General features: G+C 73.4%; 21 protein-coding genes. 8 read left to right on the top strand and 13 right to left on the bottom strand.

Translation table 11 applies throughout. The features are described 5' to 3' along the window. Positions 1-13: 13 nt before the first annotated feature. The 4 genes from ACFY2K_RS24285 to ACFY2K_RS24270 all read right to left on the bottom strand — a co-directional run bounded on the left by ACFY2K_RS24285 (position 14) and on the right by ACFY2K_RS24270 (position 4307). Positions 14-553 carry a GNAT family N-acetyltransferase gene (locus ACFY2K_RS24285; RefSeq protein ID WP_380523565.1) on the bottom strand — a complete coding sequence of 180 codons (540 nt, stop codon included), beginning with the start codon at positions 551-553 and terminating at the stop codon, positions 14-16. Positions 554-627: 74 nt separating this feature from the next. Then, positions 628-1662, bottom strand: a complete 1035-nt coding sequence (locus ACFY2K_RS24280) for a hypothetical protein (RefSeq protein WP_387713923.1) — start codon at positions 1660-1662, stop codon at positions 628-630. A gap of 5 nt (positions 1663-1667) precedes the next feature. Beyond that, complete coding sequence (locus ACFY2K_RS24275; RefSeq protein WP_387713920.1) at positions 1668-3812, bottom strand: hypothetical protein; 2145 nt, start codon at positions 3810-3812, stop codon at positions 1668-1670. Positions 3813-3833: 21 nt separating this feature from the next. Continuing rightward, the gene (locus tag ACFY2K_RS24270) at positions 3834-4307 is read right to left on the bottom strand and encodes a hypothetical protein (RefSeq protein ID WP_375891174.1); all 474 of its coding nucleotides are present in this window, start codon (positions 4305-4307) and stop codon (positions 3834-3836) included. A 316-nt stretch (positions 4308-4623) separates the two neighbouring features. On the opposite strand from ACFY2K_RS24270, the gene ACFY2K_RS24265 reads away from it, so the two are divergent. The 4 genes from ACFY2K_RS24265 (at position 4624) to ACFY2K_RS24250 (ending at position 10467) form a co-directional block, all read left to right on the top strand. After that, positions 4624-5766: a CaiB/BaiF CoA transferase family protein gene (locus ACFY2K_RS24265; RefSeq protein ID WP_387713983.1), complete on the top strand. Its 1143-nt coding sequence runs from the start codon at positions 4624-4626 to the stop codon at positions 5764-5766. Between the two features lie 2 nt (positions 5767-5768). Continuing rightward, on the top strand, positions 5769-6911 hold the full coding sequence (locus tag ACFY2K_RS24260) for an acyl-CoA dehydrogenase family protein (RefSeq protein WP_380523558.1): 1143 nt from the start codon (positions 5769-5771) through the stop codon (positions 6909-6911). 115 nt (positions 6912-7026) lie between these two features. Then, positions 7027-8241, top strand: coding sequence for an acetyl-CoA C-acetyltransferase (locus ACFY2K_RS24255; protein WP_375891177.1), 1215 nt, complete (start codon positions 7027-7029; stop codon positions 8239-8241). Between the two features lie 39 nt (positions 8242-8280). Then, on the top strand, positions 8281-10467 hold the full coding sequence (locus tag ACFY2K_RS24250; RefSeq protein ID WP_387713915.1) for a 3-hydroxyacyl-CoA dehydrogenase NAD-binding domain-containing protein: 2187 nt from the start codon (positions 8281-8283) through the stop codon (positions 10465-10467). A gap of 122 nt (positions 10468-10589) precedes the next feature. On the opposite strand, the gene ACFY2K_RS24245 is transcribed toward ACFY2K_RS24250, so the two are convergent. From ACFY2K_RS24245 to ACFY2K_RS24230, 4 genes are all read right to left on the bottom strand, one after another. Then, entirely contained in the window at positions 10590-11384 is a 795-nt protein-coding gene (locus ACFY2K_RS24245) for a MerR family transcriptional regulator (RefSeq protein WP_387713912.1), read from the bottom strand. Positions 11385-11648: 264 nt separating this feature from the next. Next, positions 11649-12695: an isopenicillin N synthase family dioxygenase gene (locus ACFY2K_RS24240; RefSeq protein ID WP_380523551.1), complete on the bottom strand. Its 1047-nt coding sequence runs from the start codon at positions 12693-12695 to the stop codon at positions 11649-11651. A 414-nt stretch (positions 12696-13109) separates the two neighbouring features. Next, the gene (locus tag ACFY2K_RS24235; RefSeq protein ID WP_375891184.1) at positions 13110-13757 is read right to left on the bottom strand and encodes a response regulator; all 648 of its coding nucleotides are present in this window, start codon (positions 13755-13757) and stop codon (positions 13110-13112) included. Beyond that, positions 13709-15160 carry a histidine kinase gene (locus tag ACFY2K_RS24230; protein WP_380523549.1) on the bottom strand — a complete coding sequence of 484 codons (1452 nt, stop codon included), beginning with the start codon at positions 15158-15160 and terminating at the stop codon, positions 13709-13711. The genes ACFY2K_RS24235 and ACFY2K_RS24230 overlap by 49 nt, the downstream gene beginning before the upstream one ends. A gap of 271 nt (positions 15161-15431) precedes the next feature. Here ACFY2K_RS24230 and ACFY2K_RS24225 point away from each other — a divergent pair, with 271 nt between their 5' ends. Together ACFY2K_RS24225 and ACFY2K_RS24220 are read left to right on the top strand one after the other, a co-directional pair. After that, positions 15432-16157, top strand: a complete 726-nt coding sequence (locus ACFY2K_RS24225; protein WP_380403129.1) for an ABC transporter ATP-binding protein — start codon at positions 15432-15434, stop codon at positions 16155-16157. Then, a complete protein-coding gene (locus ACFY2K_RS24220) occupies positions 16154-18544 on the top strand; it encodes an FtsX-like permease family protein (protein WP_387713906.1) in 2391 nt (796 codons plus the stop codon). Before ACFY2K_RS24225 ends, ACFY2K_RS24220 begins: the two co-directional genes overlap by 4 nt. Positions 18545-18731: 187 nt before the next feature. On the opposite strand, the gene ACFY2K_RS24215 is transcribed toward ACFY2K_RS24220, so the two are convergent. Together ACFY2K_RS24215 and ACFY2K_RS24210 are read right to left on the bottom strand one after the other, a co-directional pair. Beyond that, a complete protein-coding gene (locus tag ACFY2K_RS24215; protein WP_380523543.1) occupies positions 18732-19496 on the bottom strand; it encodes a MerR family transcriptional regulator in 765 nt (254 codons plus the stop codon). Between the two features lie 244 nt (positions 19497-19740). Beyond that, a complete protein-coding gene (locus ACFY2K_RS24210) occupies positions 19741-20631 on the bottom strand; it encodes a LysR family transcriptional regulator (protein WP_380523598.1) in 891 nt (296 codons plus the stop codon). Between the two features lie 153 nt (positions 20632-20784). Here ACFY2K_RS24210 and ACFY2K_RS24205 point away from each other — a divergent pair, with 153 nt between their 5' ends. After that, a complete protein-coding gene (locus ACFY2K_RS24205) occupies positions 20785-21828 on the top strand; it encodes an EamA family transporter (protein ID WP_387713980.1) in 1044 nt (347 codons plus the stop codon). Positions 21829-21835: 7 nt separating this feature from the next. Next, positions 21836-23308: an MFS transporter gene (locus tag ACFY2K_RS24200; RefSeq protein ID WP_387713978.1), complete on the top strand. Its 1473-nt coding sequence runs from the start codon at positions 21836-21838 to the stop codon at positions 23306-23308. Here the strand turns inward: ACFY2K_RS24200 and ACFY2K_RS24195 are convergent. The 3 genes from ACFY2K_RS24195 to ACFY2K_RS24185 form a co-directional block, all read right to left on the bottom strand. Beyond that, positions 23223-23603, bottom strand: coding sequence for a hypothetical protein (locus tag ACFY2K_RS24195; RefSeq protein ID WP_375891194.1), 381 nt, complete (start codon positions 23601-23603; stop codon positions 23223-23225). The two genes, ACFY2K_RS24200 and ACFY2K_RS24195, sit on opposite strands and share 86 nt — an antisense overlap. A gap of 56 nt (positions 23604-23659) precedes the next feature. Beyond that, a complete protein-coding gene (locus ACFY2K_RS24190; protein WP_387713903.1) occupies positions 23660-24844 on the bottom strand; it encodes an SUKH-4 family immunity protein in 1185 nt (394 codons plus the stop codon). A gap of 327 nt (positions 24845-25171) precedes the next feature. Further along, entirely contained in the window at positions 25172-25636 is a 465-nt protein-coding gene (locus ACFY2K_RS24185) for a hypothetical protein (RefSeq protein WP_380523538.1), read from the bottom strand. Between the last annotated feature and the right edge of the window lie 140 nt (positions 25637-25776).

Here is a 25776-nt window from a genome sequence, read left to right as displayed (position 1 = left end):
CTCCGGCCCCTCCCTACGCCATCCGGTGGATCAGCCGGTCCTCCTGGTCGACCCGCCCGTCCGGGTCCGGCACCAGCCCGAGCCGCTCGGCCAGCCGGCGCGACGGCAGATTGTCCGCCCTGATCAGCGCCGTCACCGGAATCCCGGGGAACCGCGGCAGCGCCTCCGCCATCGCCGCCCGGCACGCCTCCGCCGCGTACCCCTTGCCCCACGCCGACGGCCGGAACCGGTAGTACAGGTTGAACACCGGCTCCCCGTCCAGCGAGTGCAGGAACAGCCCGGCGACCCCGATCACCACCCCCGGCTCCTCCCGGGTCGCCACCATGCAGTACCCCACCCCGTCCCGCGGCCAGTCCGCGATGAACCCGGCCAACTGCTCCCGCGCCGCCCCGAGATCCCGCTGCGGCCCGTCTGGGTTGTACCGGTTGGTCTCCGGATCCCCGTGGATCGCGAACATCGCCTCCGCGTCCCCCTCCTGCGGCCGGCTCAACACCAGCCGCTCGGACACGGCGACGACCGTGCGGGCATCGGTGGGCAGATCAGTGGTGGTCATGGAGGCTCCCCCTGCGGTGCGTAATGGTCCGATGGCACGATAGACCATTACGCCGACACCCGCCCGTCCATTTCCTACAGGATCGGCTCACACCCGATCGCCTTGCCCCCGGCGACGAGGAACTGCTTCCAGGTCTCGTCGGTGTCGGTGAACAGCGGTTCAAGGAAGTTGGAGTCCATCCGGAAGTAGGTGGGCCTGCCGTGACAGGTTGCCATCACCTCCCGGTCGGTGATGGGTGAGCCGGCCCAGCGGGAGCGGCCGAATGCGGGCGACGCGGTCTTCTCGGCCAGCGGTCCGCGGAGCCGGGGATCGGTGCCGATGGTGAACGAGTAGGCGAAGGGGTTCTTCTCGCGACTGATCCGGCAGGTCCACACCGGGTCGAATGCCGTGCTGGCGATCTCCTTGTACCCCTTGTCCCCTGCTGCGCCGGCTGCGGCGAATCCTGGTAGGTCGCAGACCGAGGCGAGGTTCAGATCGTGCTCCTGCCCGGATCGGGACAGCCCGTTCGGGGTGGGAAGCGGTGACTTCCCGCAACCCTGGTCCGCCGCGACGCCGTTCGCCGCGGCCACTGCGAGTCGGGCCAGCTTCTCGGCACCCGGTGCGCCGCCGCCTGACTGGACCTCGGCTCGCAGGCCGGTGTCGCACCCGCCGGGAAGCAGTGCCCACGCCCGGTCGTCACGAGCTGCTCCGGCCGCGCCACTGTCCGCCGGACCAGCGAACAGCTGGTCCCCCGCGCTGGCCGGATAGGGCCCCAGGTCATCGGCCTGGACTACCCGCACGAAGACGGACCGGCTGTTGCCGAAGACCCCGTAGCTCACCGTCGCAGTGCAGAGAGCCCCGCTCCGGGGTGATTCCCAGGCGCCGTTGTCCCGGCTGCTGACCTGGCCCGGCCCGAGCGCGTCGTTGAGCGCGTCGGCACTCACAGCGCCACCGCACACGCTGTCCGGCCCGAAGGCATTGCTCAGGTTGTTCGCGAGGAACGCCCCCGCTCCGGCCACCACTGCCGTCACGCCGGCTGCGGCTACCGCGGCCCGTAGCCGGAGCGGCCAGGTGGTGAACCCGCGCCGGTCCAGGGCCGCGTCGGGACCTCCGTGCTGAGACTTCGTCATTCCGATCACGCGTTTCCGAGGCCGGCGCGATAGGCGTTGGAGATGGATGTTTCGTAGTGGTCGTTGGCCCTGGACGCGAGCTGCTTGACGATACTGCCGTCCGCCGCGATGTCGGCCTCCGGAATGCCCAGGCTCAAGGCCTTCTCCTTGAGCATGACGGCCATCTGCGGTTGGCCCATGGCGTAGAGCTTGCTGATGTTGGCCTGGGCATCGGTGTCGAGAGCGGAGTTGGCCTGATTCGCCCAGTCGGAGGTTGCTACGTCGACGATGCGTTGGGCGACGTCGCCCAGGGGGATCCAGTCCACGCCCGGCACCTTCAGCATGTTCGCGGCGGTTCCCCAGTAGTGGTAGTCCATCTTGGCCTTCCAGTTGTTCCTGAACTGCTGGTCGGCCTTGTGGTCCATGATCGTGTCTGCTTGGACGGCGTCGAGCGCTCCGAGGGCTTTGCTGGATTCGAGCACGAAGCCCTCGAGCTTCGGGTCGGGGCGCCCGGCTACGGCTTGGAAGGACTCGGGTCCGTACTCGGCCAGCCTCCGCGCCACTTCCTGCCTCTCGGCCATGTGGATCAGGGCGTATGCGTCGGGGTCCTCCGCGGTGCCGCGGATCACGCGGAGCAATTGCTCGCGGGAGGTGTTCAGGCCGCCCGGGTGGGAAGGGCCGGGCAGGTCCTTGCCGAGGATGTCGTGGGCGTCCGGCGCGTACTCGGCGATCACGTTGGCGAGCGGGCGGCGCAGCCCGGCGTACAACTCGTTCTCGTGGCCTGCACTGTCGCCGCCCAGGACGGAGAGCGCGGTATCGGTGATCCGCGTCATCACCGCACTGTGCGGGCGCGTCGGGGACTGGTGTCCCACGGGGTCGCGGCCCGTCGCTGCGGCCTCGAGCATCTCCGCGAACATCTGGTGGGAGGTGTTGGGCAGGGCGCCGGTGGGGAGTTTGTGCTCCTGGTCCTCGCTGAGCCAGCCGCGGTCCCTGAGCAGGTGGTTGAGGTTCTGGTTCTGGTTCGGGTCGAGGAAGGCCTGGGTCGTCGCCAGATCGCCCTTCATCATCCGCAGCAGCGGGGCCAGCGGGTCGCCCTTCTCGGGGTTGTTGAGCCAGTTCGGGCCCCACAACGACTCGCCCTTGACCTTGCTGGAGGCCTCGTAGTCGAGCAGGTCGGTGCCGACCCTGCGGACGAAGGCCGGGTCGAAGTTCCCTTTCGCCTCCATGAGGGCGGTGAGTGCCGGGTAGTTGTCGTTCCACCCCGCCGCATTGCCGCCCGGACGGCGGGCGGCCGCGAAGAGCCCGGCCTCCCATTCCTTGCCCATGCCCCCGTCCCGGGTGGCATTGGCGAGGAGTACCGACAGGTTGCCGTAGACGTCCTGGTAGCCCTTGGCGTTGTGGTTGGCGTGGGCGAGGTCACCGTAGGCCTTGCTGTACTCCAGGAAGGCTTCCGGGCCGGTCTTGCCGCCGTAGTTGAGGCCGTTGAGCAGGGTGGTGGAGAAGTCCTTGTTCTCCGCGTTGGCGGCCAGCAGGGCCTGCAACTGCTTGAGCTGGTCGTCGGAGAGGCTGCCGCCCTTGGACATCAGGTCGGTCGCGCGCTTGGCGTCGGCGACCGGGCCGCTGCCGCCGGGGGTGGGGTTGAAGGCGGTGGTGCTGGTGCCGATGTCGGCCTGGAGGTCGACCGAGGCGCGCTGGTCGGCGGCGGTGGCCTTCTGGACGGCCTTGGTCAGGCGGGCCGAGATGGCCTTGGCCTTGGCGTCCAGGTCCTGGGCCAGCAGCCTGCTGTCCGGATCGTTCCTCGCCTCCTTCGGCAGCGTCCAACTGACGGTGCCGTCCGCCGAGACCGTCAGGTCCTGTGCCTGGGCGTCGTGGAGTGCCGTGTCGAGGTCGCGGCGGGCGGCGGCGAAGTCCTCGGCAGCGGTCTTCATGATCGCGGCGAGGGCGGTGGCGACGGCCGAGGCCTGTTTGAAGTCGCCGTCGATGCCCTGCATCACCTTGGTCGCCTCGTCGGCGGCCGCGCCCTTCCAGCCGGCCCGCTGCGGGGTGCTGGTGAGGTCCTTGGTGACCCGGCCGTCCAAGGCGGTGAGGGCCTTGGCGACCCCGGCCCACGCCTCGGCGGCGTCGGAGACCGCGGAGAACTCGGCCTCGTGAAGTTCCTTGAAGGACACCATCTCTCTGTTCCCCCTGTCTTTCTAGCGGGCCGCGCGGAGGTCGGCGACGGTGGTGATCTCGTTGCCGTGGTAGTACTCGCGGGTCCGGTCGAGGCTGTTGGCGGCACCGGTGACCTTGTCGTGCAAGGTCTTGCACTGCTGCAGCCACCGTTCGGTGCTGCCGGTGAGGGCGCCGCCGAAGGAGAAGCCGCGGATCTTGGTCGAGGCGGTGCTCGCGTATTCGGTGAGGCTGTGCGCGCCGGGCCCGGCCTTGCTGTTGGCGCCGTCGAGGTCGGTGGCGATCTGGCGGGCCAGTCCGGCCGAGGCGGTGAGCTCGTACGGGGTGTCCAGTTGGGTGGTCGGCTTGCCCGGGGGGATCAGCGGGAAAGGGGGCACGGTGTTGCCGCCGTCGCCCGGGGCCGCCGGGTTCGCGTACGGCGACTTCTTGGCCGTCGTGCTCGGCATCGGGTCCGTGGCCGGGGCGACCGGCCCGGTGGTGAAGTACGGGCTGCCCATGTCTGCGTGTTCCTCCCCTGGTCGGCGGGGGTTCGCACGCCCCCTTCGGCATGACGACCGTACAGGTCGGCTCCGTCAGTACACCGACGCACCCTCCGTGCCGCCGGTTGCACTGGCTGTGATCGGCTCCATCAAGGTTTCGTCAGGGGGGAGTTGGCGGGTGTCCGGCGACGCGGCCGCGGGGCCGAGGGCTTGTTACCGGCCGGTCGCTTCCCTATCATCGCGAGTGTTACAGCTTTACTGTCAAACCCCGGAGGGTCTGCAGCCAGTGCGTGACACAACCAGTACGGCCGCCGGCTCCGGCCCGTTGGCAGGGGTGCGGGTGGTCGAACTCGCCGGGATCGGGCCGGGGCCGTTCGCGGCCATGCTGCTGGGTGACCTCGGGGCGGACGTGGTGCGGGTGGACCGCCCGGAGCCCTCGCCGCTCGGGACGGACCCGGCGTACGACCTGACCAACCGGAACAAGCGGTCGGTGCTGGTGGACCTCAAGTCGCCGGAGGGGCCCGGCCTGGTGCTGGGCCTGGTCGAGCGGGCCGACCTGCTGATCGAGGGCTACCGGCCGGGGGTGGCGGAGCGGCTCGGGGTGGGCCCCGAGGTGTGCCTGGCGCGCAATCCGGCCCTGGTGTACGGGCGGATGACCGGGTGGGGCCAGCACGGTCCGCGGGCCGCCACCGCCGGGCACGACCTCGGGTACGCGGCGGTGGCCGGGGTGCTCGGGCTGGTCGCCGCGGAGGGCGGGGCCGAGGCGCCGCCCGGGATCCCGGCGAACCTGCTCGGCGACTACGCGGGCGGCTCGCTCTACCTGGTGGTCGGCCTGCTCGCCGGGCTGCACCATGCCCGAGTCACCGGCGCCGGGCAGGTGGTGGACGCCGCGATCGTGGACGGCGCGGCGCACCTGGGCAGCATGCTCTGGGGCCTGCTCGCGGCCGGTCACTGGCAGGACCGCCGGGGCGTCAACCTGCTGGACGGCGGCGCCCCGTTCTACGCGTTCTACCGGGCCGCCGACGGCGGGCACCTCGCGGTGGGCGCCCTGGAGCCCCGGTTCTACGCGGAGTTCGCCCGCCTGCTGGAGCTGGGCCCGGACGCGCCCGGCCAGTACGACCTCGCCCGCTGGCCCGAACTGCGGGCCCTGATCGCCGCCCGCTTCGCCACCCGGACCAGGGCCGAGTGGGAGGCCGTCTTCGCGGGCTCCGACGCCTGCGTGGAGCCGGTGCTGACGATGCGTCAGGCCGCTGCCGAGGAACACCTGTTGGCGCGCGGTACGTACGTCGAGGCGGATGGCGTCACCCAGCCCGCCCCCGCCCCGCGGTTCTCCGCCACCCCCGGGGCGCTGCGCCGCCCGCCGACCCGCCCGGGCGCGGACACCGCGGAGGTGGCCCGGGACTGGGGCCTGCCGGCGCTCCACCCGCCGGCCGCCACCACCGAACCTCTCAACTCCGCGACCGAACAAGGGGAGTAGCGTTGCAGCGCGAGATCTTCACCGAGCAGCACGAGGACTTCCGGGCCACCGTGAAGGCCTTCCTCGCCAAGGAGGTGCTGCCGCACTACGACCGCTGGGAGAAGGCGGGCATCGTCGACCGCTCGGTCTGGCTGGCGGCGGGCCGGCAGGGCCTGCTGGGCATCGCGGTGCCCGAGGAGTTCGGTGGCGGCGGTTCGCCCGACTTCCGCTACGCCGCCGTGGTGGCCGAGGAGTTCGCCCGGGCCGGTGCGTCGGGGCTGGCGATCGGGTTGCACAACGACATCATCGGCCCGTACCTCACCTCGCTCGCCACCGAGGAGCAGAAGCGGCGCTGGCTGCCCGGCTTCTGCAGCGGTGAGCTGATCACCGCGATCGCGATGACCGAGCCCGGCACCGGTTCCGACCTCCAGGGCATCCGCACCCAGGCGGTGGACCGGGGCGACCACTTCGTGCTGAACGGCGCCAAGACCTTCATCTCCAACGGCATCCTGGCCGACCTGGTCGTCGTGGTCGCCCGGACCACGCCGGAGGGCGGTGCGCACGGGCTGAGCCTGCTGGTGGTCGAGCGCGGGACGCCCGGGTTCGAGCGCGGCCGCAACCTCGACAAGATCGGCCAGAAGGCCCAGGACACCGCCGAGTTGTTCTTCGAGGACGTCCGGGTGCCGAAGGAGAACCTGCTCGGCGAGCTCAACGGCGGCTTCGTCCACCTGATGCAGAACCTCGCCCAGGAGCGGCTCACCATCGCCGCCGCGGCGATCGCCGGTGCCGAGTACCTGGTCGAGATCACCACCGACTACGTCAAGCAGCGCGAGGCCTTCGGACGGCCGCTGGCCAAGCTCCAGCACGTGCGCTTCGAGATCGCCGAACTGGCCACCGAGTGCGCGATCACCCGGACCTTCGTCGACCGCTGCATCACCGAGCACAACCGCTACGCGCTCACCCCGGCGGACGCCTCGATGGCCAAGTGGTGGGCCACCGAACTGCAGAAGCGCACGGCCGACCGCTGCCTCCAACTCCACGGCGGCTACGGGTACATGAGCGAGTTCCCGGTCGCCCGGGCGTTCACCGACGGCCGCATCCAGACGATCTACGGCGGCACCACCGAGATCATGAAGGAGATCGTCGGCCGCTCCATCCTCGGCTGACCCCTCCGCCGACCCCGCTCCGCCCCGTCTCGCCCCGCCCCGTTCAGCCAACCCCGCTCCGCTCCGCCCCGCCCACCCCGCTCCGCCCGGCCCCGCCCCGAAAGGCATCCCCATCGTGACCACCGAAGCGTACGTCTACGACGCGATCCGCACCCCGCGCGGCCGCGGCAAGGCCACCGGCTCGCTGCACGGCACCAAGCCGATCGACCTGGTCGTCGGCCTGATCCACGAGATCCGCCGCCGCTACCCCGAGTTGGACCCGGCGGCGATCGACGACATCGTGCTCGGCGTGGTCAGCCCGATCGGCGACCAGGGCTCCGACATCGCCCGGATCGCCGCCATCGCGGCCGGCCTGCCCGACACGGTGGCCGGCGTCCAGGAGAACCGCTTCTGCGCCTCGGGCCTGGAAGCCGTCAACCTGGCCGCCGCCAAGGTCCGTTCGGGCTGGGAGGACCTGATCCTGGCCGGCGGCGTGGAGTCGATGTCCCGGGTCAAGATGGCCTCGGACGGCGGCGCCTGGTTCGCCGACCCGATGACCTCGTACGAGACCAACTTCGCCCCGCAGGGCATCGGCGCCGACCTCATCGCCACCATCGGGGGCTTCTCCCGCACCGACGTGGACGCCTTCGCCGCCGAGTCCCAGGCGCGCGCCGCCAAGGCGCAGGCGGACGGCCTGTTCGACCGCTCGGTGGTCCCGGTGCGCGACCGCAACGGCCTGGTCGTGCTGGAGCGCGACGAGTTCATCCGCCCCGGCACCACCGTCGAGACCCTGGCCGGCCTCAAGCCCTCCTTCGCCGCGATCGGCGAGGCCGGCGGCTTCGACGCCGTCGCCCTGCAGAAGTACCACTGGGTGGAGGCCATCGACCACGTCCACCACGCGGGCAACTCCTCCGGCATCGTGGACGGCGCCGCCCTCGTCGCGATCGGCAACCGCGAGGTCGGCGAGCGGTACGGGCTGCGCCCGCGCGCCCGGATCGTCTCCGCGGCCGTGTCCGGCTCCGAGCCGACCATCATGCTGACCGGCCCCGCCCCGGCCACCCGCAAGGCCCTCGCCAAGGCCGGGCTCACCGCCGCCGACATCGACCTGGTCGAGATCAACGAGGCCTTCGCGGCGGTCGCCCTGCGCTTCATCGGCGAACTCGGCTTCCGGCCGGACCAGGTGAACGTCAACGGCGGCGCGATCGCGCTCGGCCACCCGCTCGGCGCGACCGGCGCGATGCTGCTCGGCACCGTCGTCGACGAGCTGGAGCGGCGCGACCTGCGCTACGGCCTGATCACCCTGTGCGTGGGCGGCGGCATGGGCGTCGCCACCATCGTCGAGCGCGTCTGATCCCCCTCTCCCCCCGGTAGACCTGGAGACCTTGAACCCATGAGCGACACCACCACCATCCGCTGGGAGCAGGACCGGGACGGCGTGGTCACCCTCGTCCTCGACGACCCCACCCAGTCCGTCAACACCATGAACGAGGCCTTCACGGCCGACTTCGAGGCCACCGTCGAGCGGCTGGCCGGCCTCGGCGACGCGTTGCGCGGCGTGGTGGTCACCTCCGGCAAGAAGACCTTCTTCGCCGGGGGAGACCTGCGGATGCTGTCCGCCGCCCGCCCCGAGGACGCCGAGGCCGTCTTCGAGAAGTCCATGCGGATCAAGCGCTCGCTGCGCAAGCTGGAGACCCTCGGCAAGCCGGTCGTCGCCGCCGTCAACGGCAGCGCCCTCGGCGGCGGTCTGGAGATCGCCCTCGCCTGCCACCACCGGATCGCGCTGGACACCCCCGCCAGCCGGATCGGCCTGCCCGAGGTCACCCTCGGCCTGCTCCCGGGCGGCGGCGGCGTGGTCCGCACGGTGCGGCTGTTCGGCATCACCGACGCCCTGCTGAAGTTCCTGCTGCAGGGCCGCCAGTACCGCCCGGCGCAGGCGCTGGAGCACGGACTGGTGCACGAACTGGTCGACACCCCGGAGGAGTTGACGGCCCGGGCGAAGGCCTGGATCGAGGCCAACCCGACCGCCGTCCAGCCCTGGGACGTCAAGGGCTACAAGATTCCCGGCGGCACCCCCGCCACCCCCGCCTTCGCCGCCAACCTGCCCGCCTTCCCGGCCAACCTGCGCAAGCAGCTCAACGGCGCGCCCTACCCGGCCCCGCGCAACGTGCTGGCCACCGCGGTGGAGAGCAGCCAGGTCGACGTCGACACCGCGATGGTGATCGAGGCCCGCTACTTCACCGAGCTGGCCTGCGGGCAGACCAGCAAGAACATGATCCAGGCGCTGTTCTTCGACATGCAGGCGGTCAACTCCGGCGCGGGGCGGCCCAAGGACGTCGAGAAGCAGCTGGTCCGCAAGGTCGCGGTGCTCGGCGCCGGGATGATGGGTGCCGGCATCGCGTACGCCTGCGCCAAGGCCGGCATCGAGGTCGTGCTCAAGGACGTCAGCACCGAGGCCGCCGAGCGCGGAAAGGCCTACTCCGAGGGCCTGCTGAACAAGGCGATCGCCCGCGGCCGCTCCACCGAGGCGCAGCGCGACGAGCTGCTGGCCCGGATCACCCCCACCGGCGACGCCGCCGACCTGGCCGGCTGCGACGCGGTGATCGAGGCCGTCTTCGAGAACACCGAGCTCAAGCACAAGGTGTTCCAGGAGATCGAGGGCGTGGTCGCCCCGGACGCGCTGCTCTGCTCCAACACCTCCACCCTGCCGATCGGGGTGCTCGCCGAAGGCGTCCGGCGCACCGGCGACTTCATCGGCCTGCACTTCTTCTCGCCGGTCGACAAGATGCGCCTGGTCGAGATCATCCGGGGCCCGCAGACCGGCGACGAGGCGCTCGCCCGCGCCTTCGACTTGGTCCGGCAGATCGACAGGACCCCGATCGTGGTCAACGACTCCCGGGGCTTCTTCACCTCGCGGGTGATCGGCCAGTTCCTCAACGAGGGCGTCGCCATGGTCGGCGAGGGCATCCACCCGGCCTCCGTCGAGCAGGCCGCCGCCCAGGCCGGCTACCCCGCCAAGGTGCTCTCCCTGATGGACGAGCTCACCCTCACCCTGCCGCGCAAGATCCGCGACGAGTACCGGCGCGCGGTCGAGGCCGCCGGCGGCACCTGGACCCCGCACCCGGCGGACGCGGTGGTGGACCGGATGGTCGACGAGTTCGGCCGCCCCGGGCGCAGCGGCGGCGCGGGCTTCTACGAGTACGGCGCGGCCGGCAAGCGCGGCCGGCTCTGGCCGGGGCTGCTGGAGCACTTCGCCGGTGGCACCGGACCGGTCGACCCCGCGGAGGTCCCGTTCGAGGACCTCAAGGAGCGGATGCTGTTCAGCGAGGCGATCGACTCGGTGCGCTGCCTGGAGGAGGGCGTGCTCACCTCGGTCGCCGACGCCAACGTGGGCTCCATCCTGGGCATCGGCTTCCCGGCCTGGACGGGCGGCGTCTTCCAGTACATCAACGGCTACCCGGGCGGCCCGGCCGGCTTCGCGGCCCGCGCCCGCGAGCTCGCCGCCGCCTACGGCGAGCGGTTCGCGCCGCCGGCCCTGCTGGAGCGGATCGCGGCGGAGGGGCGGACCTTCACCGACTGATCCTTCACCGACTGATCGTCACCGACTGATCGTCACTGACTGTTCGTCACCGACTGCCCGGGACAGGGCGGGCGGGCCGGGTGGGGGCGTGCGCGCGAGGGCACGGCCCCACCCGGCTCCTGCTAGTTGCCGGTTTCCCCGCCCGACTCCTCGCCCGACCTCTCGCCCGACTTCTCGATCGGCTCCTCGCCCAGCTCGTCGCCCAACTCCTCGCGCAGGAAGCGTTGGAACGCGGTGACCAGCGCCTGCGCCACCATCGGCTGGATGTGGTCGGTCAGCTCCTTCATCCGGGCCAGCTCCGCCGGATCCGGCTCGCTCTCCCGGTACGGCTTCCAGACCGTCTCCCGGAACAGCCGCTGCAACTCCCGCGCGGTCGCCCGGCTGTGCTCCACCACCACCGCCCGGGCGGCCAGCAGCGTCTCCAGCGGGATCGGCACGTCCAGGATCCGCACGCCCAGCGGCAGCAGGCCCGGATCCGTCCGGAACACCTCCGGGTCGGCGGTGCGCTCCAGCGCCCCCATCGCGACCAGGCGTTCCACCTGCTCCTCCGACAACCCCCGACCGGCGCGCCGCTCCAACTGGGCGCGGCCCACCTCCTCGGCGGTCTCCGGCGTCCAGGACGCCACCAGCGCCCGGTGGATGGCCAGGCCCAGCGGGGTGCTGTCCTCCGGCAGCCGGGCCAGGTAGCGCTCGATCGCGGCCAGGGTCAGCCCCTGCCGCTGCAACTCCTCGATCAGCCCCAGCCGGTCCAGGTGCGCGGCCCCGTACAGCCCTACCCGCCGCGGGCCCAGTTCCGGCGGCGGGAGCAGCCCCTTCGTCCCGTAGAACCGCACCGTCCGCACCGTCACCCCGGCCCGCGCCGCCAACTCGTCCACCGTCAGCCGCACCTCGCCCACCCCGGCGCCGTGCTCCCCCATCTGCTGCCTCCCGCGCTGGCACACTCCTGCTGTGACAGCTGCAGTGTGACAGTGCGGTGCGATCAGGTCCATCGGACGGGGTGGGCGCCCCGGGGACGGCGAAACGGGGACGGCCGTCCGGGAGCGGCGGTCCGGGAGTCGCGGCCCGGAGACGGCGAACCGGCGCCGGCCCCGGTGTCGGGGCGGGCGCCGGTTTCGGGTCGCCTGTGGGTCCCGCGCGGGCGGTGGGTCCTCGCAGGCGGTGGGTCCCTCGCAGGTGGCGGGTCAGGCGAGGGCGGCGTGGTGGCGGCGGGTGACCTCGGGGTGGGCCCGGGTGTAGCCCTTCCACTCGTTGAAGCCGAAGTCGGCGAAGAGCGGGTTGGCCGGGTCCTCGGTGGCGCCGGGGGCGTGGTGGGCGAGGGGGAAGTCGAGCGGCTCGACGTGGGCGTCGAGGCGGGGGTTGTAGAAGAAGGGGACGGAGTAGCGCTCGCGGGCTCCGGCCGGGCTGACCACGCGGTGGCTGGTCGCCTTGAGGTAGCCGTCGGTGGCCACCTCCAGCAGCTCGCCGAGGTTGACCACGAAGGCGCCGTCGAGCGGCGGGACGTTCAGGAAGGTGCCGTCCGGGCGCTCCACCTGGAGGCCGCCGACGGTGTCCTGGAGGAGCAGGGTGATGAACCCGTAGTCCTTGTGGGCGCCGACGCCCTGGCCGGCGCCGTCCGGTGCGGTGCCCGGGTAGCGGACCAGCTTGAGCCGCAGGTGGGGGTGGCCCGCGAAGGCGTCGTCGTAGAAGTCGGGGCGGGCGCCGATCGAGGCGAGGAGCTCGTGCAGCAGGCGGCGGGCGACCGCGCCGAGGTGGTCGATCCAGCCGAGCGCGGCGGTGCGCAGCTCGGGCAACGCGGCCGGCCACTGGTTGGGGCCCTCCAGCCACCAGTACGGGGGCTCGCCGCTTCCGGGGGTGTGCGGGGGCAGCTCGGCGCCGATGTCCAGCTGGTCGCGCCAGTCCTGGCTGCCGCCGGTGCGCTCGTCGCCGGTGCGGGTGTAGCCGCGGTAGTGGGGGGAGTTGAGGTTGCTCACGGAGAGCCGGTCGGCCTCGGGGAGGGCGAAGAAGGCGCGCATGGCTCCGGTGAGCGCGGCCGTCTCCTCCGGGGTGATGCCGTGGCCGACGAGCTGGAAGAAGCCGACGCCGGTGGCGGCGGCGCGGAGCTCGTCGTGCAGGCGGCGGCGGTCCTCGGGGCTGCCGTCGGCGAGCGAGAGGTCGATCACCGGGAGGGCCTCGGGGTGCGCCTCCGGGGTGGAGCCGGTACCGGATATGGGCGTGTACTGCTGCGTCATGTGTGACATCCGCTGGTCTCGTCCCGGCTGGTCCCGGTGGTCGACCAGGGAAGGCCGGAGCCGCGCCTGGTGCGGCGGGTGCTCCGGGTAGCCGGGAGGTGGTGGCGGCCGCGTCGGGGCTGCCGTGAGGGTGGGTGGCGCGAGGTTCAGCCGGAGCGTCGACAGGACATGGTCGTCACGCGGAGCAGGTCCACGTGGCGGCGGCGAACAAGGATGAGCACCTCACCAGGGTAGATGACCCGTTCGGTGGAGGGCGAGCCCCCTGGCGCGGAGGGGCACCCCTCACTTGTCCGTGCTCAATCAATCGCAGTTGCTTCCCTTCCTGCCTGCTTGGTCCCGCTGCCTCCCGTCCTTGCCTCCTCCCTCGTGCTCCAGTCCTTCCGGGGACGTCTCCTTCCGGGGACGTCGAGGCCCTCAGGAGTTGTTGAGGTAGGCCAGGACGGCCAGGACCCGGCGGTTGTCGTCGTCGGAGGGCTGGAGGTCGAGACGGACGAAGATCGACGCGGTGTGCTTGGCGACCGCCCGCTCGGTGATCACCAGCTGCTGGGCGATCGCCGCGTTGGAGCGGCCCTCGGCCATCAGCGCCAGCACCTGCCGCTCGCGCGGGGAGAGGGTGGAGACCGGGCCGGCCGAGGAGTTGTGGGTGAGCAGTCGGGTGATCACCTCCGGGTCCATGGCCGTACCGCCCTGGGAGACCCGGCGGACGGCGTCGAGAAACTGGGCACCGTCCAGCACGCGGTCCTTGAGCAGGTAGCCGATCCCGCCGGAGCTGCCGGCCAGCAGCTCACGGGCGTAGAGCTGCTCCACGAACTGTGAGAGCACCAGTACGGGGAGTCCCGGGTGGGCCTGCCGGGCCGCGAGTGCCGCGCGCAGCCCTTCGTCCGTGAAGCTCGGCGGCAGCCGCACGTCGACCACGGCGATGTCGGGCCGGTCGGCGGCGATCGCGGCGAGCAGCTGCTCGCCGTTCTCGACCGCCGCGGTGACCTTCATGCCGTTGGCCTCCAGCAACCGGGTCAGCCCGTCCCGGAGGAGGAAGAGGTCTTCGGCGATGACAACGCGCACGGGATCTCCAGGTTCACGATGGTCGGTCCGCCGGACGGACTGCTGATCGCGAGTACCCCGTCGAAGGCGGCCAGTCGGCGTTCGGTTCCACTGAGGCCGGTGCCCTGGGACGGGTCCGCGCCTCCGCGCCCGTCGTCGGTGACCGATATCCGCAGCAGCCCGTCACTGTGCCCTATCTCGATCCACAAGTGCGAGGCCCCGGCGTGTTTCACCGCGTTGGCCAGCAGTTCGCTCACTGCGAAGTAGGCGGCCGACTCCACCGGAGCCGGCGCCCGGCCGGGCAGCCCGCCGGTGAAGGTGACCGGAAGGGGCAGGTCCAGCGCGGTGGCCTCCACCGCGTCGGCCAGGCCTCGGTCGGCCAGGACCGGGGGATGGATGCCCCGGACCAAGTCCCGTAGCTCGCTGAGCGCCTTGACCGAGGACGTCCGCGCCTCGGCGAGCAGCGGCCCGAGGGCGTCCGGGTCGTGCTTCACCTGCTCGGCGACGGTCAGCAGCATGCCCAGCGCCACCAGCCGGGCCTGCGCCCCGTCGTGGAGGTCCCGCTCGATCCGGCGCAGCTCGGCCGCCCCGGCGTCGATGGTGTCCGCCCTGGTGCGCGCCAGATGGCTGACCTGGCGGGCGAGTTCGGTCTGCCGGGAGGGCCCGAGCAGGGACCTGGCCGCCCTCTCGTGCACCCTCAGGACGGGCGGTGCGGCCCACAGGAGGGCGAACGGGGCCACCCAGAGGCCCATGCCGTAGACGATCATCAGCGGGAACAGCAGCCCGTTCCGGCCGAAGACCTCCATCGCGAGCGGTGTCAGCACCACGACCGCGGCCGTCAGTAGTACGGCGGATCCGGTGAGGAGCGTCCAGGCGAGGTCCCGCCAGGTCGCCGGGTCGGCCAACCAGCCGCCGGCCCGCAGCCGTTGCCAGGCGCCGGCGTCGCCGACCGGGCGGTGGTACGGCGCCGGGACCGGCCGCCCGCTCCACCGCTCGACGACGCGTCGGCTCTCGGTGGCGATCCAGCGCGCGCCGAACAGCCCGAGCACCAGCAGCGACGGTGCCAGCCAGAGCGAGACGGACCGGCCGCCGGGCGCGGCGCCGCCGTACAGGTGGGTCGCCGTCACCGCGAGCGCGCCCGGGGCGAACAGCACGGCCCCCACCGCCCGGCCGGAGCCGCCGGTGGCCCAGCAGAGCGCCCAGAGGGCGACCGGCCCCAGTGGCACCGTCAGGATCAGCGGCCCGCCCGGCCCGAAGTGCCCGGACTCGTCCGGGCCGAACAGCGCGGAACCCAGCACGATCGGCCCGGCCAGCAGCGAGATCAGCCCCGTCACGGCCATCGTCGCCACGTACCAGGCGCGCACACCGTCCGCGCAGGCCCGGCCCAGCCGTCGAGCCACCCCGGTGATCACTCCCACCCCCATGTCGGCCCCCTTTCCGTCCCGGGCCCCGCGGGGCCCGAAGTCTGTGTTCCGGAGCCCTCGGTGGGCGTCCGTCCCGATCTTCCGCGGAGTCAGTCTGCCCGGCGTGATCGTCCGGCGCTCTAGGCCTGAACACCCAGTTCGGGGTGTATCTGGATACACCCCCAGGAGGCCGCCCAGACGGCTGTCCGGGCCCGGTCGCGGCTTCGTAGCGTGATGTTCCGTCAGCCGGTCCCGGGCCTCCCGGAGCCGGACCCCGAACCGTGGAGGGCCCGTGAACGCGCCGATCATCAGGATCCGCGGCGTCAGCAAGACGTACGAGCGATCCGACGCAGCCCGTCCCGCCCTGGCCGGGCTCGACCTCGAGGTGCGGGCCGGCGAGGCGGTGGCCGTGCTCGGCCGCTCGGGCAGCGGCAAGTCCACCCTGCTGAACCTGGTCGCCGGCCTCGACCGTCCGAGCGAGGGCGGCGTCGAGGTGGACGGCGTGGCCGTCCACGAACTCGGCGAGGCCGCGCTCGCCGAGTACCGGCGGACCAGGATCGGCATGGTGTTCCAGTTCTTCAACCTGCTGGACGACCTGAACGTCGAGGACAACGTGCTGCTCCCGGCCCAACTCGCCGGGATGCGGCGGGAGGCGGCCCGGGCCCGGGCGGGGGAGCTGCTGGAGCGGCTCGGGGTGGCCCGGCACGCCAAGGCCTTCCCGGGCCGGCTCTCCGGCGGCGAGCGCCAGCGCGTCGCGGTGGCCCGGGCGCTGATGAACCGTCCGCCGCTGCTGCTGGCCGACGAGCCGACCGGGGCGCTGGACACCGCCTCCGCCGCCGACGTCCGCGAGCTGCTCCGCGGGCTCAACGCCGAGGGCCAGACGATCCTGCTGGTCACCCATGACACCGCGCTCGCCGAGGCCTGCGCCGACCGGACGATCGAGCTGCTCGACGGCCGCCTGGTCAGGGACACGGCCGCCGCGTCGCTCCCCGGCGACCGGAGCGGGGTGGGCGCATGAGTGTGATGGGCAAGGTGGTCCGGGCGGGGGTGGGCCGCAAGCGGGTGCAGACCCTGGTCATGGTGCTCACCACGATGATGTCCGTGACGGCGTGCATCCTCGCCCTCGGGCTGGTGGTCGCCGCCCAGGGCCCGTACGAGCGCGCCTTCGCCGACCAGCACGGCGCCCACCTCAACGTGCTGTACGACCCGACGAAGGCGAGCCCCGCCCAACTCGCCGCGGCCGCGCACGTGCCCGGGGTGACGGCCTCGGCCGGCCCCTACCCGGCGGTCACCCTCCAGCCGCGGGCCGGCCAGGACAGCAGGATCCCGCCGGCCGGCAGCCTGCTGCCGCCGATGACGCTGGTCGGCCGGGCCCAGGACGGCCCGATGGACGACCTGCGGGTCACCAGGGGCCGCTGGATCGCGGGCCCCGGCGAGGTGGTGTTCCTGAACGGGCGCTCCCCGCTGTCGGTGGGCGACACCGCGCAGTTCCCCGACCTGCCCGGGCGCCCGACGCTCAAGGTCGTCGGCCTGGCCGACTCGGTCTCCTGGAGCGCGGACGGCTGGGTCGCCCCCGAGCAGGTGGCGGGGCTGACGGCGCCCGGCACGACGCCCGCCGCCCAGTACCTCTACCGCTTCGCCCACGCGGGCAGTGACGCCGAGGTGGACGCCGACCACGCGGCGATCGCCGCCGCGGTGCCGAGCGGTGCGCTCACCAAGGCGACCACCTACCGGCCCGCCCGGGAGGAGGCCAACCGGACGGCGTCGACCTTCGTCCCGTTCGTCACGGCCTTCGGGGTGCTCGGCCTGGCCATGTCGGTGCTGATCATCGGCGTGGTGGTCAGCGGCGCCGTGAGCGCCGCCACCCGGCGGATCGGCATCCTCAAGGCCCTGGGCTTCACCCCGGCCCAGGTGGCGCGCGCCTACGTCGGCCAGGCGCTGATCCCCGCCGGGGTCGGCACCGCACTCGGCGTGCTCGGGGGAAACCTGCTGTCCGTACCGGTGCTGGGAGTGGCCCGCAAGGCCCTGCGCGGCGGTCTGCTCGGCATCCCGGTCTGGGTGGACGTGGTGGTCGCGGGCGCGGCCCTGGCCGCAGTGGTCGGCACCGCGCTGGTGCCGGCGCTGAGGGCCGGACGGCTGCGCACGGTCGAGGCGCTCGCGGTCGGCCGGACGGCGCCCGGCACCAAGCGGGCGGCGGCCAGGGGCACGACGGGTCGGGCCGGTCCGGCGGGCCTCTTGTCCGCGGCGCAGGACCTGATCGGCCGGCTTCCGGTGCCGCGAGCGCTCAGCCTCGGGCTGGCGTCCCCGCTGAACCGGCCGGGCCGCTCGGCGACCACCGCCGCCGCGGTGGTGCTCGGCACGGCCGGGGTCACCCTCTGCGTCGGGCTGACGCTCTCCCTGGGGTCGATCCAGGACGGCCTGGCGGCGGACAGCGCGGGCAAGGTCCTGGTCCAGGTCCCGGTCGACGGCTCCGCCCCGGTCGACCACGTGGACGAGGCGGCCGTGGTGAAGGCGATCGAATCCCGTCCCGGGACCAGGGCCTGGTACAGCACCGTGCCCGCCGCGGCCACGGTGGCCGGGGCCACCGATCGCTACGAACTGGTCGCCTTCACCGGCGACGCCTCCTGGAGCGGCTTCCAACTGGTCACGGGCCACTGGTTCCACGGCCCCGGCGAGACGGTGGTCAGCGCCGCCTTCCTGCGGGCCAACCAGAAGAAGGTCGGTGACACCGTCACCCTCACCGACCACGGGCGCACCACCCCGGCGAAGATCACCGGGGAGGTCATGACCACCCAGGACGTGGTGTTCGTGGACCGCGCCTCGCTGGAGCCACTCGGCGGCGCGATCCACGCCGAAGCGGTCTCCTTCCACATCGACCTCACCTCGGGCACCGACGCGCCGTCCTACGCCGACGGACTGGACGCAGTGGTGAAGCCGATGGGGCTGAGCGCCGACCCCGGTGAGGGCCGCCTCAACATCGTGGTGCTGGCGATGAACACCCTGGCGGGCACGCTCACCCTGCTGCTCGCGGTGGTCGCGGGGCTCGGGGTGCTCAACACCGTGCTGCTGGACACCCGGGAACGGGTGCACGACCTGGGGGTGTTCAAGGCCCTCGGGATGTCGCCCCGGCAGACCGTCGGCATGGTGCTCACCTCCGTCTGCGGCAGCGGGCTGGTGGCCGGGCTGATCGGGGTCCCGATCGGGATCGGGGTGCACCACCTGGTGATGCCGGCGATGGCCCGCGCCGCCGGCATCGGGGTGCCGGACGCGGACCTCACGGTGTTCGCCCCGTCGGTGGTGGGGCCGCTGATATGCGGCGGGGTGGCGCTGGCCCTGCTCGGCGCCCTCCTGCCCGCGACCTGGGCCGCCCGCACCCGGACGGTCACGGCCCTGCGGACGGAGTGACGCCGGGGCGCCCCCGGGGCGACTTCCGGCGGGGTGGCCGACCAGGACCGCGGTGGCCGACCCGGACCGGGACGGCCACCGGGGGGCGGGGGCTGCCGTGCGGACTCCCCGATGGGGGCGGCTCCGCCGAGCCGCCCCCGCCCCACCGGGCGGGGTCGGGCCGCCGGTCCGAGCCCCGTGCCTCGGCTCAGGAGAGCCGAGCCGCCGCGTACGCCTCCATGGCGGCGCGCTGGTAGGCAGCCAGCCCGGGAGCGATGGCCTCGTACGCGGCGCTCCACTGCTCGTTCTCCGTGCACGAGCGGGCGAGGGCGAGGTACTCGTCCAGCGGAACACCGGTCCGCAGACCGATGAGTACTCGGTAGTCCTCAGCGACCATCTGCTGCGTGCGCTCGCCCTCGGCCGGGTGGCCGGCGGCCATCAGTTCCGCCAGGCGGACCATCCGCGCGGTCCGCTCGCGCTGGCCGGCTTCGATCTCCGCCGGGGTCATCCCGGCGGTCGCGAGCCGGGTGGCCTCGATGTGCTCGGGGAAGTCCCGCAGGCTGCTCTCGATGTCGGCGGGCTGGATGCCGTCGAACAGGTTCTCGGGCCGGTTGATGCTGGTCATGGGTGTGCCGTCCTTCCGGGAGCGTTCCAGGTCGGCGATCGTGCGCGAGACGGTGGCGGCCAGGGTGTCGAGCCGGTCGCGCTCGGCGACCAGTCGGCGGTGGTGGCCCCGCAGGGCCTCCAGTTCGTCGACCTGGGCGCCGACGATCCGGGAGATCTCGGTCAGCCCCACGCCCAGTGCCCGCAGCACGAGGATCTGCTGCAGCTTCAGCAACTGCCGCTCCTCGTAGTAGCGGTGGCCGTTGGAGCCGATCCAGGCCGGGGGCAGCAGCCCGATCTCGGCGTAGTGCCGCAAGGTGCGGGCCGTCACGCCCGACATCCGGGCGACTTCCGCGATCGGCCAGGCCATCGCCGTCTCCTCTCCTGCGGGGCTGTCGCCCCGTTCCGTCACCGTGCACGTCCGCTCGGACCGGGGCCGGTTCCTCCGGCCCCGGTCACGACCGTAGGAGCTGCCGCTGCGGCAACTTCAAGTCCGACCGCTGCAGCCCGATCACCGCGTGCGCCGCGCGCGCGATCACCGCCTGCGCCGCGCGGGCGGTGATCGCCCGCACCGCCTCCGTCGCCCACTCCGCCGACAACCCACCCCCCGCCACCTACACCGTCCGCACCGCCGACGCGGGAGCTGCCACCGATCGGAGTGCTGCCACCAGCGCCCCGAGCACCGGCTGCCCCCAGGCACCCTCCCGTACGGCGGCGTGCAGGGTCCGTACCGGCTCCGGGCCGCGCACCCGGCAGACCGTGACGCCCGGGTGGCGCTGCGTCAGGCCCAGTTCCGGAAGCAGCGACACTCCCAGCCCCGCCGCGACGAAGCCCTGCGCGGTGACGTAGTCCGCGCCGTCCACCGCGAGTGCCGGACGGAATCCGGCCGCGTCGCAGGCGTCCTCCACCAGGCTCCGACAGGGGCCGGGCGGCTCGGCGCCGACCCAGGGCTCCTCCGCCAGCTCGGACAGGTCCAGCACGCGCCGCCCGGCCAGCCGGTGGCCCCGGGGCAGTACGGCGCGGTACGGATCGTCCTGCAAGTGCACCAACCGCAGCCCGGTCGGGGCGTCCTCGGCCCGGAACACCACCGCGAGGTCGGCCCGGCCGTCCCGCACCTCGATGAGCGGGTCGACGGGGTCGGTCAGGCCCAGGTCGAGCCGAACGCCCGGGTACTCGCGGCGGAAGACGGCCAACGCGGGTGCCACCAGGGCGGAACCGGCCGTGGTGAAGTACCGGACGGTCAGGCAGCCGGTCCGTCCGGCCCGCAGGTCGGCCAGTGCCGCGCCCGCCTCGGCGACCTGCCGGTCGATGGCTGCCGCGTGCCCGGCGAGCAGCAGTCCGGCGGCGGTCGGTCGCACGCCGCGCCCGATCCGTTCCAGCAGCGCCGTCCCGGTCTCCCGCTCCAGCGTCGCCACCTGCTGGCTGACGGCGGACGGGGTGTAGCCGAGTGCGCCGGCGGCCGCGCTCACCGAGCCGTGGTCGACCACGGCGCGCAGCACCTGCATCCGGCGGACGTCGAGTGAGGCAATCATGCAGCGCAGCTTAAAGGTGGTTCAGAACTTTTCGCTTGTGCTAAGTGATCACCGCGCGCGACCGTCATCGGGCACCCCGAAACCCGACCGACACCACCATCGACAAGGAGCTGGACCGTGCTGCGGATGGCCGTCCTCGCCCTGCTCTGGGGCTCAGGCTTCCTCTGGATCAGGATCGCGCTGCAGCACGGGCTCACCCCGGTGCAGATCACCGTGCTGCGCGCCGCCCTCGGCGCCGCCGTCCTGCTGTTGCTCGCCCGCTCCGCCGGGCAACGTCTGCCACGCGGCGGCGCGCTCTGGCGGCGGCTCGCCGTGGCCGCGTTCTTCTGCAACGCCCTGCCGTTCCTGCTGACCGCCTACGGCGAACGCAGCGTCGGCTCCGGCCTGGCCGGGGTGCTGCACGCGACCACCCCGCTCTGGTCGCTGCTGATCGGCTTCGCCCTCGGGACCGAGCGGGCCCGGGGCCCACTGCGCCTCGTCGGTCTGCTGCTCGGCTTCGCCGGCGTGCTGCTGATCCTCGCCCCGTGGCGCGACGGCGGCGGAATCGGTGACGGAATCGGTGATGGGATCGGCGGCGCCGGCGGGGGCATCAGCATCCCCGGGGCGCTCACCCTGCTCGGCGCGGCGGCGAGTTACGCCATCGCCTTCGCCTACATGGCCCGGGCATTCGCCGGGACGGACACCGCCCCGCTCGCCCTCTCCGCCGCCCAGCTCTCCGCCGCCGCCGGGCTGAGCGCGATCGCCCTGCCCACGGTCGGCCCGCTGAACCCGCTCGCCGGCGCCGATCCGCTCGGCCTGGCCGCCGTCACCGTCCTCGGCATCGCCTGCACCGGGCTGACCTTCCACCTCAACTACCGCCTGATCGCCACCGAGGGCCCGACCGGTGCCGCCACCGTCGGCTACCTGCTGCCGGTCGTGTCCACCGCGCTCGGCGCCCTGTTCCTCGGTGAGCAGCTGACCGCACGGGCGGTGGCCGGGATGGCCGTCGTCCTGGCCGGGGTGTTCCTCGTGAAGCACCGGCCGAAGCCCGCCCCCGCCCCGGCCTCCGCCCCCGCCCCCGTCCTCCCGGACCCCGCCCCCGTCCTCCCGGACCCCGCCCCCGTCCTCCCGGACCCCGCCCCCGTCCTCCCGGACCCCGCCCCCGTCCTCCCGGACCTCGCACGTGACTGAACGGACCATGCGCCCCGACTCCCTCTGGCGGATCCCCGACTTCCGCACCCTCTTCACCGCCACCGCTCTCACCCAACTCGGCACCAACGTCGGCTACGTCGCCGTCCCCCTGGTCGCCGTCGAGGCCCTCGGCGCGGGCCCCGGCCAGGCCGGTCTGCTCGCCACCCTGAGCACCCTCGCCTTCCTGCTGATCGGGCTGCCCGCCGGCGCCTGGGTCGACCGGATGCACCACCGCCGCGTCCTGATCGTGGCCGACCTGGTGAAGGCCGCGCTCTACGCCTCCGTCCCGCTGGCCTGGTGGCTCGGCGGGCTCACCCTCGGGCAGCTGTACGCGGTCGCGCTGCTCACCGGCGGTGCCACGGTCTTCTTCGACGTCGGCTCGCAGAGCGTGCTACCCGGGCTGGTCGGCCGGGAGCATCTGGTGGACGCGAACTCCGCCGTGGTCGGGCTGATGGCGGTCGGCAACGTCGCCGGACGCGGTGCGGGCGGGATGCTGGTCCAGTTGCTCACCGCGCCACTGGCGATCGCGGTGACCGCGCTCAGCCACCTCGGCTCCGCCCTGCGGCTCACCGCGCTGCGCCGCACCCCCGCCGATGACGTCCCCGCCGCCGACATCCCCGCCGATGACGTCCCCACGGCCGCCCACCCCGACACCGCCACCCGCCCCGTCATCCCCGTCCCCGTCCCCGTCCCCGTCCCCGGCCTCGGCGCGCAGATCGCCGAGGGCCTGAGGCACGTCCTCGGCAACCCGGAGCTGCGGGCCCTGGCCGCCACCGCCTCCCTCAACAACCTCGGCTCGCAACTGGTCAACACCCTGCTCCCGGTGCTGTTCGTCCGTGAACTGAACCTCCCGGCCTGGGCGTTGGGCCTGTTCTGGGCGGTCGGCGGGGTCGGCATCCTGCTCGGTTCGCGCTGCGCCCGCCCGGTCTCGGCCCGGTTCGGTGACGGTCGCACCCTCGCCCTGGCGGGTCTGTGCCTGGCGCCCGCCGGACTGCTGGTGCCGATGATCGTCGGCGGGCCGTGGCTGTTCCTGGCCGGGGCGGGCTGGCTGCTGGTCTCGCTCAAGACCGGCATGGACAACGTGCTCGGGGTGAGCCTGCGTCAGCGGATGACCTCGGACCACCTGCTCGGCCGGATGAACGCCACTTTCCGCTTCCTGCTCTTCGGCGCGCTCGCGATCGGCTCCGCGCTCTCCGGGCTGCTCGGCGAACTCCTCGGCCTGCGCACCACGCTCTGGCTCGGCGGGGCCGTCCTCGCGACGGCCTTCCTGCCGGTCTACCTGTCCCCGCTGCGCACCCGCCGCCGACCGCCCGCAGCACCGGTGAGCACGGCCACCAGCACCGCCCTCAGCGGCGCGGCCCCCACCGCCCCCACCGGCACAACCACCTGCGCGCCTACCAGCCCGGCCCGGTACCGTGCCTCGGCTGCCAGTCCAGCCCCGGGTCCGGACGCGGACGGACGGTGTGCACCAGCGCGATGACCGACCAGACCACCACGGTCAGCAGTGCGTAGAACAGCAGCAGCGCCCAGAACGGCGTGGTGGACAGGCTCCGGTCCTCGAACCGGCACCAGGCGTCCGGCGGGAGCCAGGAGGCGCCCGTCTCCAGCAGCCGACCGCCGCCCGATACCAGGCCGCGCTCGCAGCGCTCCCCGTAGTCCAGCGACCGCACGTACAGCAGGGCGTACAGCGCGCCCGCCGAGGTGAGGGAGAGGCCGGCGCCGATGCCGAGGAGCACCACCCGTCTTCGCCCGGCCGCCGTACGGATGTTCGTCACCGGGGCAGCGTACCGGCGCGGCGGCGCCGGCCGAGGGAGGAGCGTCCCCCCGGCGTTCAGCCGAGCAGCCCGCCCAGGTGCCCGTCCTCCGCGAGCAGCCGCCAGGACCGCCCGGGCGAGGCGAAGGCCTCCGGGTCGACGCCCTCGACCAGCCGGTCCACCACGGTGCTCAGCAGCGACTGCGGGTCGAACACCGCCCAGGTGTCCCGACCCCGGCCGTGCTCGCCACCGTGCTCGCGGCCGTGCTCGCCGCCGCGTTCCCGGCCGTGCTCCCAGCGCTCCCACTCGGCGCGCAGCCGCTCGTACGTCCACAGGGCGTAGAGCAGGGCGGTCAGGTCGCGGTTGAGGTAGGCCTCGGGCTGCCCGTCGTCGTACCAGTCGGGCAGTTCCAGCCGCCCGGTGGCGCCGTCCAGGGCGATGGTGAGGTCGGACGGCCAGTCCCCGAGCGCGAGGTAGTCCCGCTGGTACGGGCGTTCCTCCTCGCCGTCGAAGTACTCGGGGTACGCCTCCGCCATGGTGACCAGCGGCTCCTCGCACACCCCGAACATCGCGCCGCCGAGCGGCAGGCCGACCTCGGTCAGCAGTCGGCGGGTCGGCTCGTGGGTGAGCGCGGCGGGCAGCGACTCCGGCCGGAACCGGTGCACCCGGCCCGCCCCGCCGTCCTCGTCGGTCAGCGCCGCGAGCTCGGCGACCAGTTCGGTGTCGACCCGGTACGCGGGGCCGCCCGGGCCGCCGGGCAGCGCGCCCCAGCCCAGTGCGCGGACCAGCAGGGCCGTACTCCAGTGCGCGGGCGTGGCGTCGCGCCCGAACAGCCCGGGGTCGATTTCCCGCATCCGCCGCTCGGCACCGGCCGTCACCTCGGCCACCACCGCGGGCCCGCGCCGTCCGTCCAGCGCCTCCGGGCGCCGGGCCGCTTCGCCCACGGCCTCCACCTCCCGTACCAGCGCGGCCAGTGCGGGCAGGTCGGAGGCCAGCAGGTCCCGTCGGGGGCCGCCGTTGCCGAGGAGCACCTCGCCGGTGGTCCCGTCCAGCAGCACCAGGTCGCCGACGGGGGCGAAGGGGGTGCAGTAGTCCGTCTCCCCGAGGATGAAGAGCCGCTCCGCGCCGGCGGTCGGGAAGGCCTTCAGCGAGCCGCCGCCGAGCACCCGGAAGTCCAGGAACGCCCCGGCCGCCGGCAGCCCCTCCCGCACCAGGAACTCCCGGCTCCCCTCGTGCACCACGCCACCCGGCACCCCGGCCACCCGCACACACTCCACGTGCCCCGCCCTTCCCCGTTCCGCCCCCTGTTCCACCCGACCCTAGCGGGCCGACCCGACAGCGCCACGGCGGTTTCCCCGGCCGGCAGCCGGCCCCCGGGTCCGCCCCCTCGAAGCTGCGAGTCCGCACCCACCCCTTCGTGCCGGTGCCTACGGGTGCACCACCTCGTCCACGTTCCACCGCTCCGGCAGGTCCGCGTCGCAGAAGACGCAGACGTGGTGCCCCTCCCGGACGATGCCGCACCGCCCGCCCGTCCAGGCGGCGAACTCGCCCTCGGCGCGTACGGGTCGGCCGCCCGGATTCCCGGGGGCCTACGGCCGCAATTCCGACGGCTGCATCCCCGCTGGCCGCAACTCCGCCGACCGCGGCCCCGACGGGTACAACTCCGGCGGCCCCACATAGCGGTACGCCCGCCCGAAGCCCTCCTCGACCTCCGCCGCGACACCCCGCTCAGCCAGCTGCACCTGCCACCACGCCATCTCGACGGCCGTCCCACTCAGCCCGAACTCCCGTAGTTCGTCGAGCAGTTCGTGAGCCTCGTGGAGCGTGACCCCGGCCCCGTCCCGCAGCACCCGCAGGGCCGCCACCGGATCCCCGAGCGGATCCCCGAGCGGATCGCCGGGCGGATCGTCGGGCGGACCGGAGAGCCGCAGTCGGGCCGGACCGTGGGCGGCCAGCAGCGCCGCCCGGACGTCCGTCGGCATCGCCTCCGGGCCCGCGTGCTCGCACAGGTGCGGGCCGCAGGACGGGCAGTGCAGCTCGGCGTCCCACCACAACTCCCGCCCCTGGTGCAGGAACTGCCCGATGCTCCGGACGGCGGCGCCCCCGCACTGCGCGCACCGTACGGACGTCCTGACGCCCGCCCCGTGTCCGCCCCCGCCCCCGTCCCTGTCCCCATCCCTGTCCCCGCTCCCAC

The organism is Kitasatospora sp. NPDC001309, assembly GCF_042896295.1.
Classification (GTDB): Bacteria; Actinomycetota; Actinomycetes; order Streptomycetales; family Streptomycetaceae; genus Kitasatospora.
Note: the sequence above shows the minus strand (reverse complement) of the source record. Positions and strands in the feature narration are given on the sequence as shown.

What these genes read in the sequence shown, in the direction of transcription:
- ACFY2K_RS24215 (WP_380523543.1), bottom strand. Translation starts at nt 19,496, where the DNA reads ATGGCCTGGCCGATCGCGGAAGTCGCCCGGATGTCGGGCGTGACGGCC.
- ACFY2K_RS24230 (WP_380523549.1), bottom strand. Translation starts at nt 15,160, where the DNA reads ATGGGGGTGGGAGTGATCACCGGGGTGGCTCGACGGCTGGGCCGGGCC.
- ACFY2K_RS24205 (WP_387713980.1), top strand. Translation starts at nt 20,785, where the DNA reads ATGGCCGTCCTCGCCCTGCTCTGGGGCTCAGGCTTCCTCTGGATCAGG.
- ACFY2K_RS24200 (WP_387713978.1), top strand. Translation starts at nt 21,836, where the DNA reads ATGCGCCCCGACTCCCTCTGGCGGATCCCCGACTTCCGCACCCTCTTC.
- ACFY2K_RS24280 (WP_387713923.1), bottom strand. Translation starts at nt 1,662, where the DNA reads ATGACGAAGTCTCAGCACGGAGGTCCCGACGCGGCCCTGGACCGGCGC.
- ACFY2K_RS24270 (WP_375891174.1), bottom strand. Translation starts at nt 4,307, where the DNA reads ATGGGCAGCCCGTACTTCACCACCGGGCCGGTCGCCCCGGCCACGGAC.
- ACFY2K_RS24275 (WP_387713920.1), bottom strand. Translation starts at nt 3,812, where the DNA reads ATGGTGTCCTTCAAGGAACTTCACGAGGCCGAGTTCTCCGCGGTCTCC.
- ACFY2K_RS24220 (WP_387713906.1), top strand. Translation starts at nt 16,154, where the DNA reads ATGAGTGTGATGGGCAAGGTGGTCCGGGCGGGGGTGGGCCGCAAGCGG.
- ACFY2K_RS24240 (WP_380523551.1), bottom strand. Translation starts at nt 12,695, where the DNA reads ATGACGCAGCAGTACACGCCCATATCCGGTACCGGCTCCACCCCGGAG.
- ACFY2K_RS24250 (WP_387713915.1), top strand. Translation starts at nt 8,281, where the DNA reads ATGAGCGACACCACCACCATCCGCTGGGAGCAGGACCGGGACGGCGTG.
- ACFY2K_RS24210 (WP_380523598.1), bottom strand. Translation starts at nt 20,631, where the DNA reads ATGCAGGTGCTGCGCGCCGTGGTCGACCACGGCTCGGTGAGCGCGGCC.
- ACFY2K_RS24285 (WP_380523565.1), bottom strand. Translation starts at nt 553, where the DNA reads ATGACCACCACTGATCTGCCCACCGATGCCCGCACGGTCGTCGCCGTG.
- ACFY2K_RS24245 (WP_387713912.1), bottom strand. Translation starts at nt 11,384, where the DNA reads ATGGGGGAGCACGGCGCCGGGGTGGGCGAGGTGCGGCTGACGGTGGAC.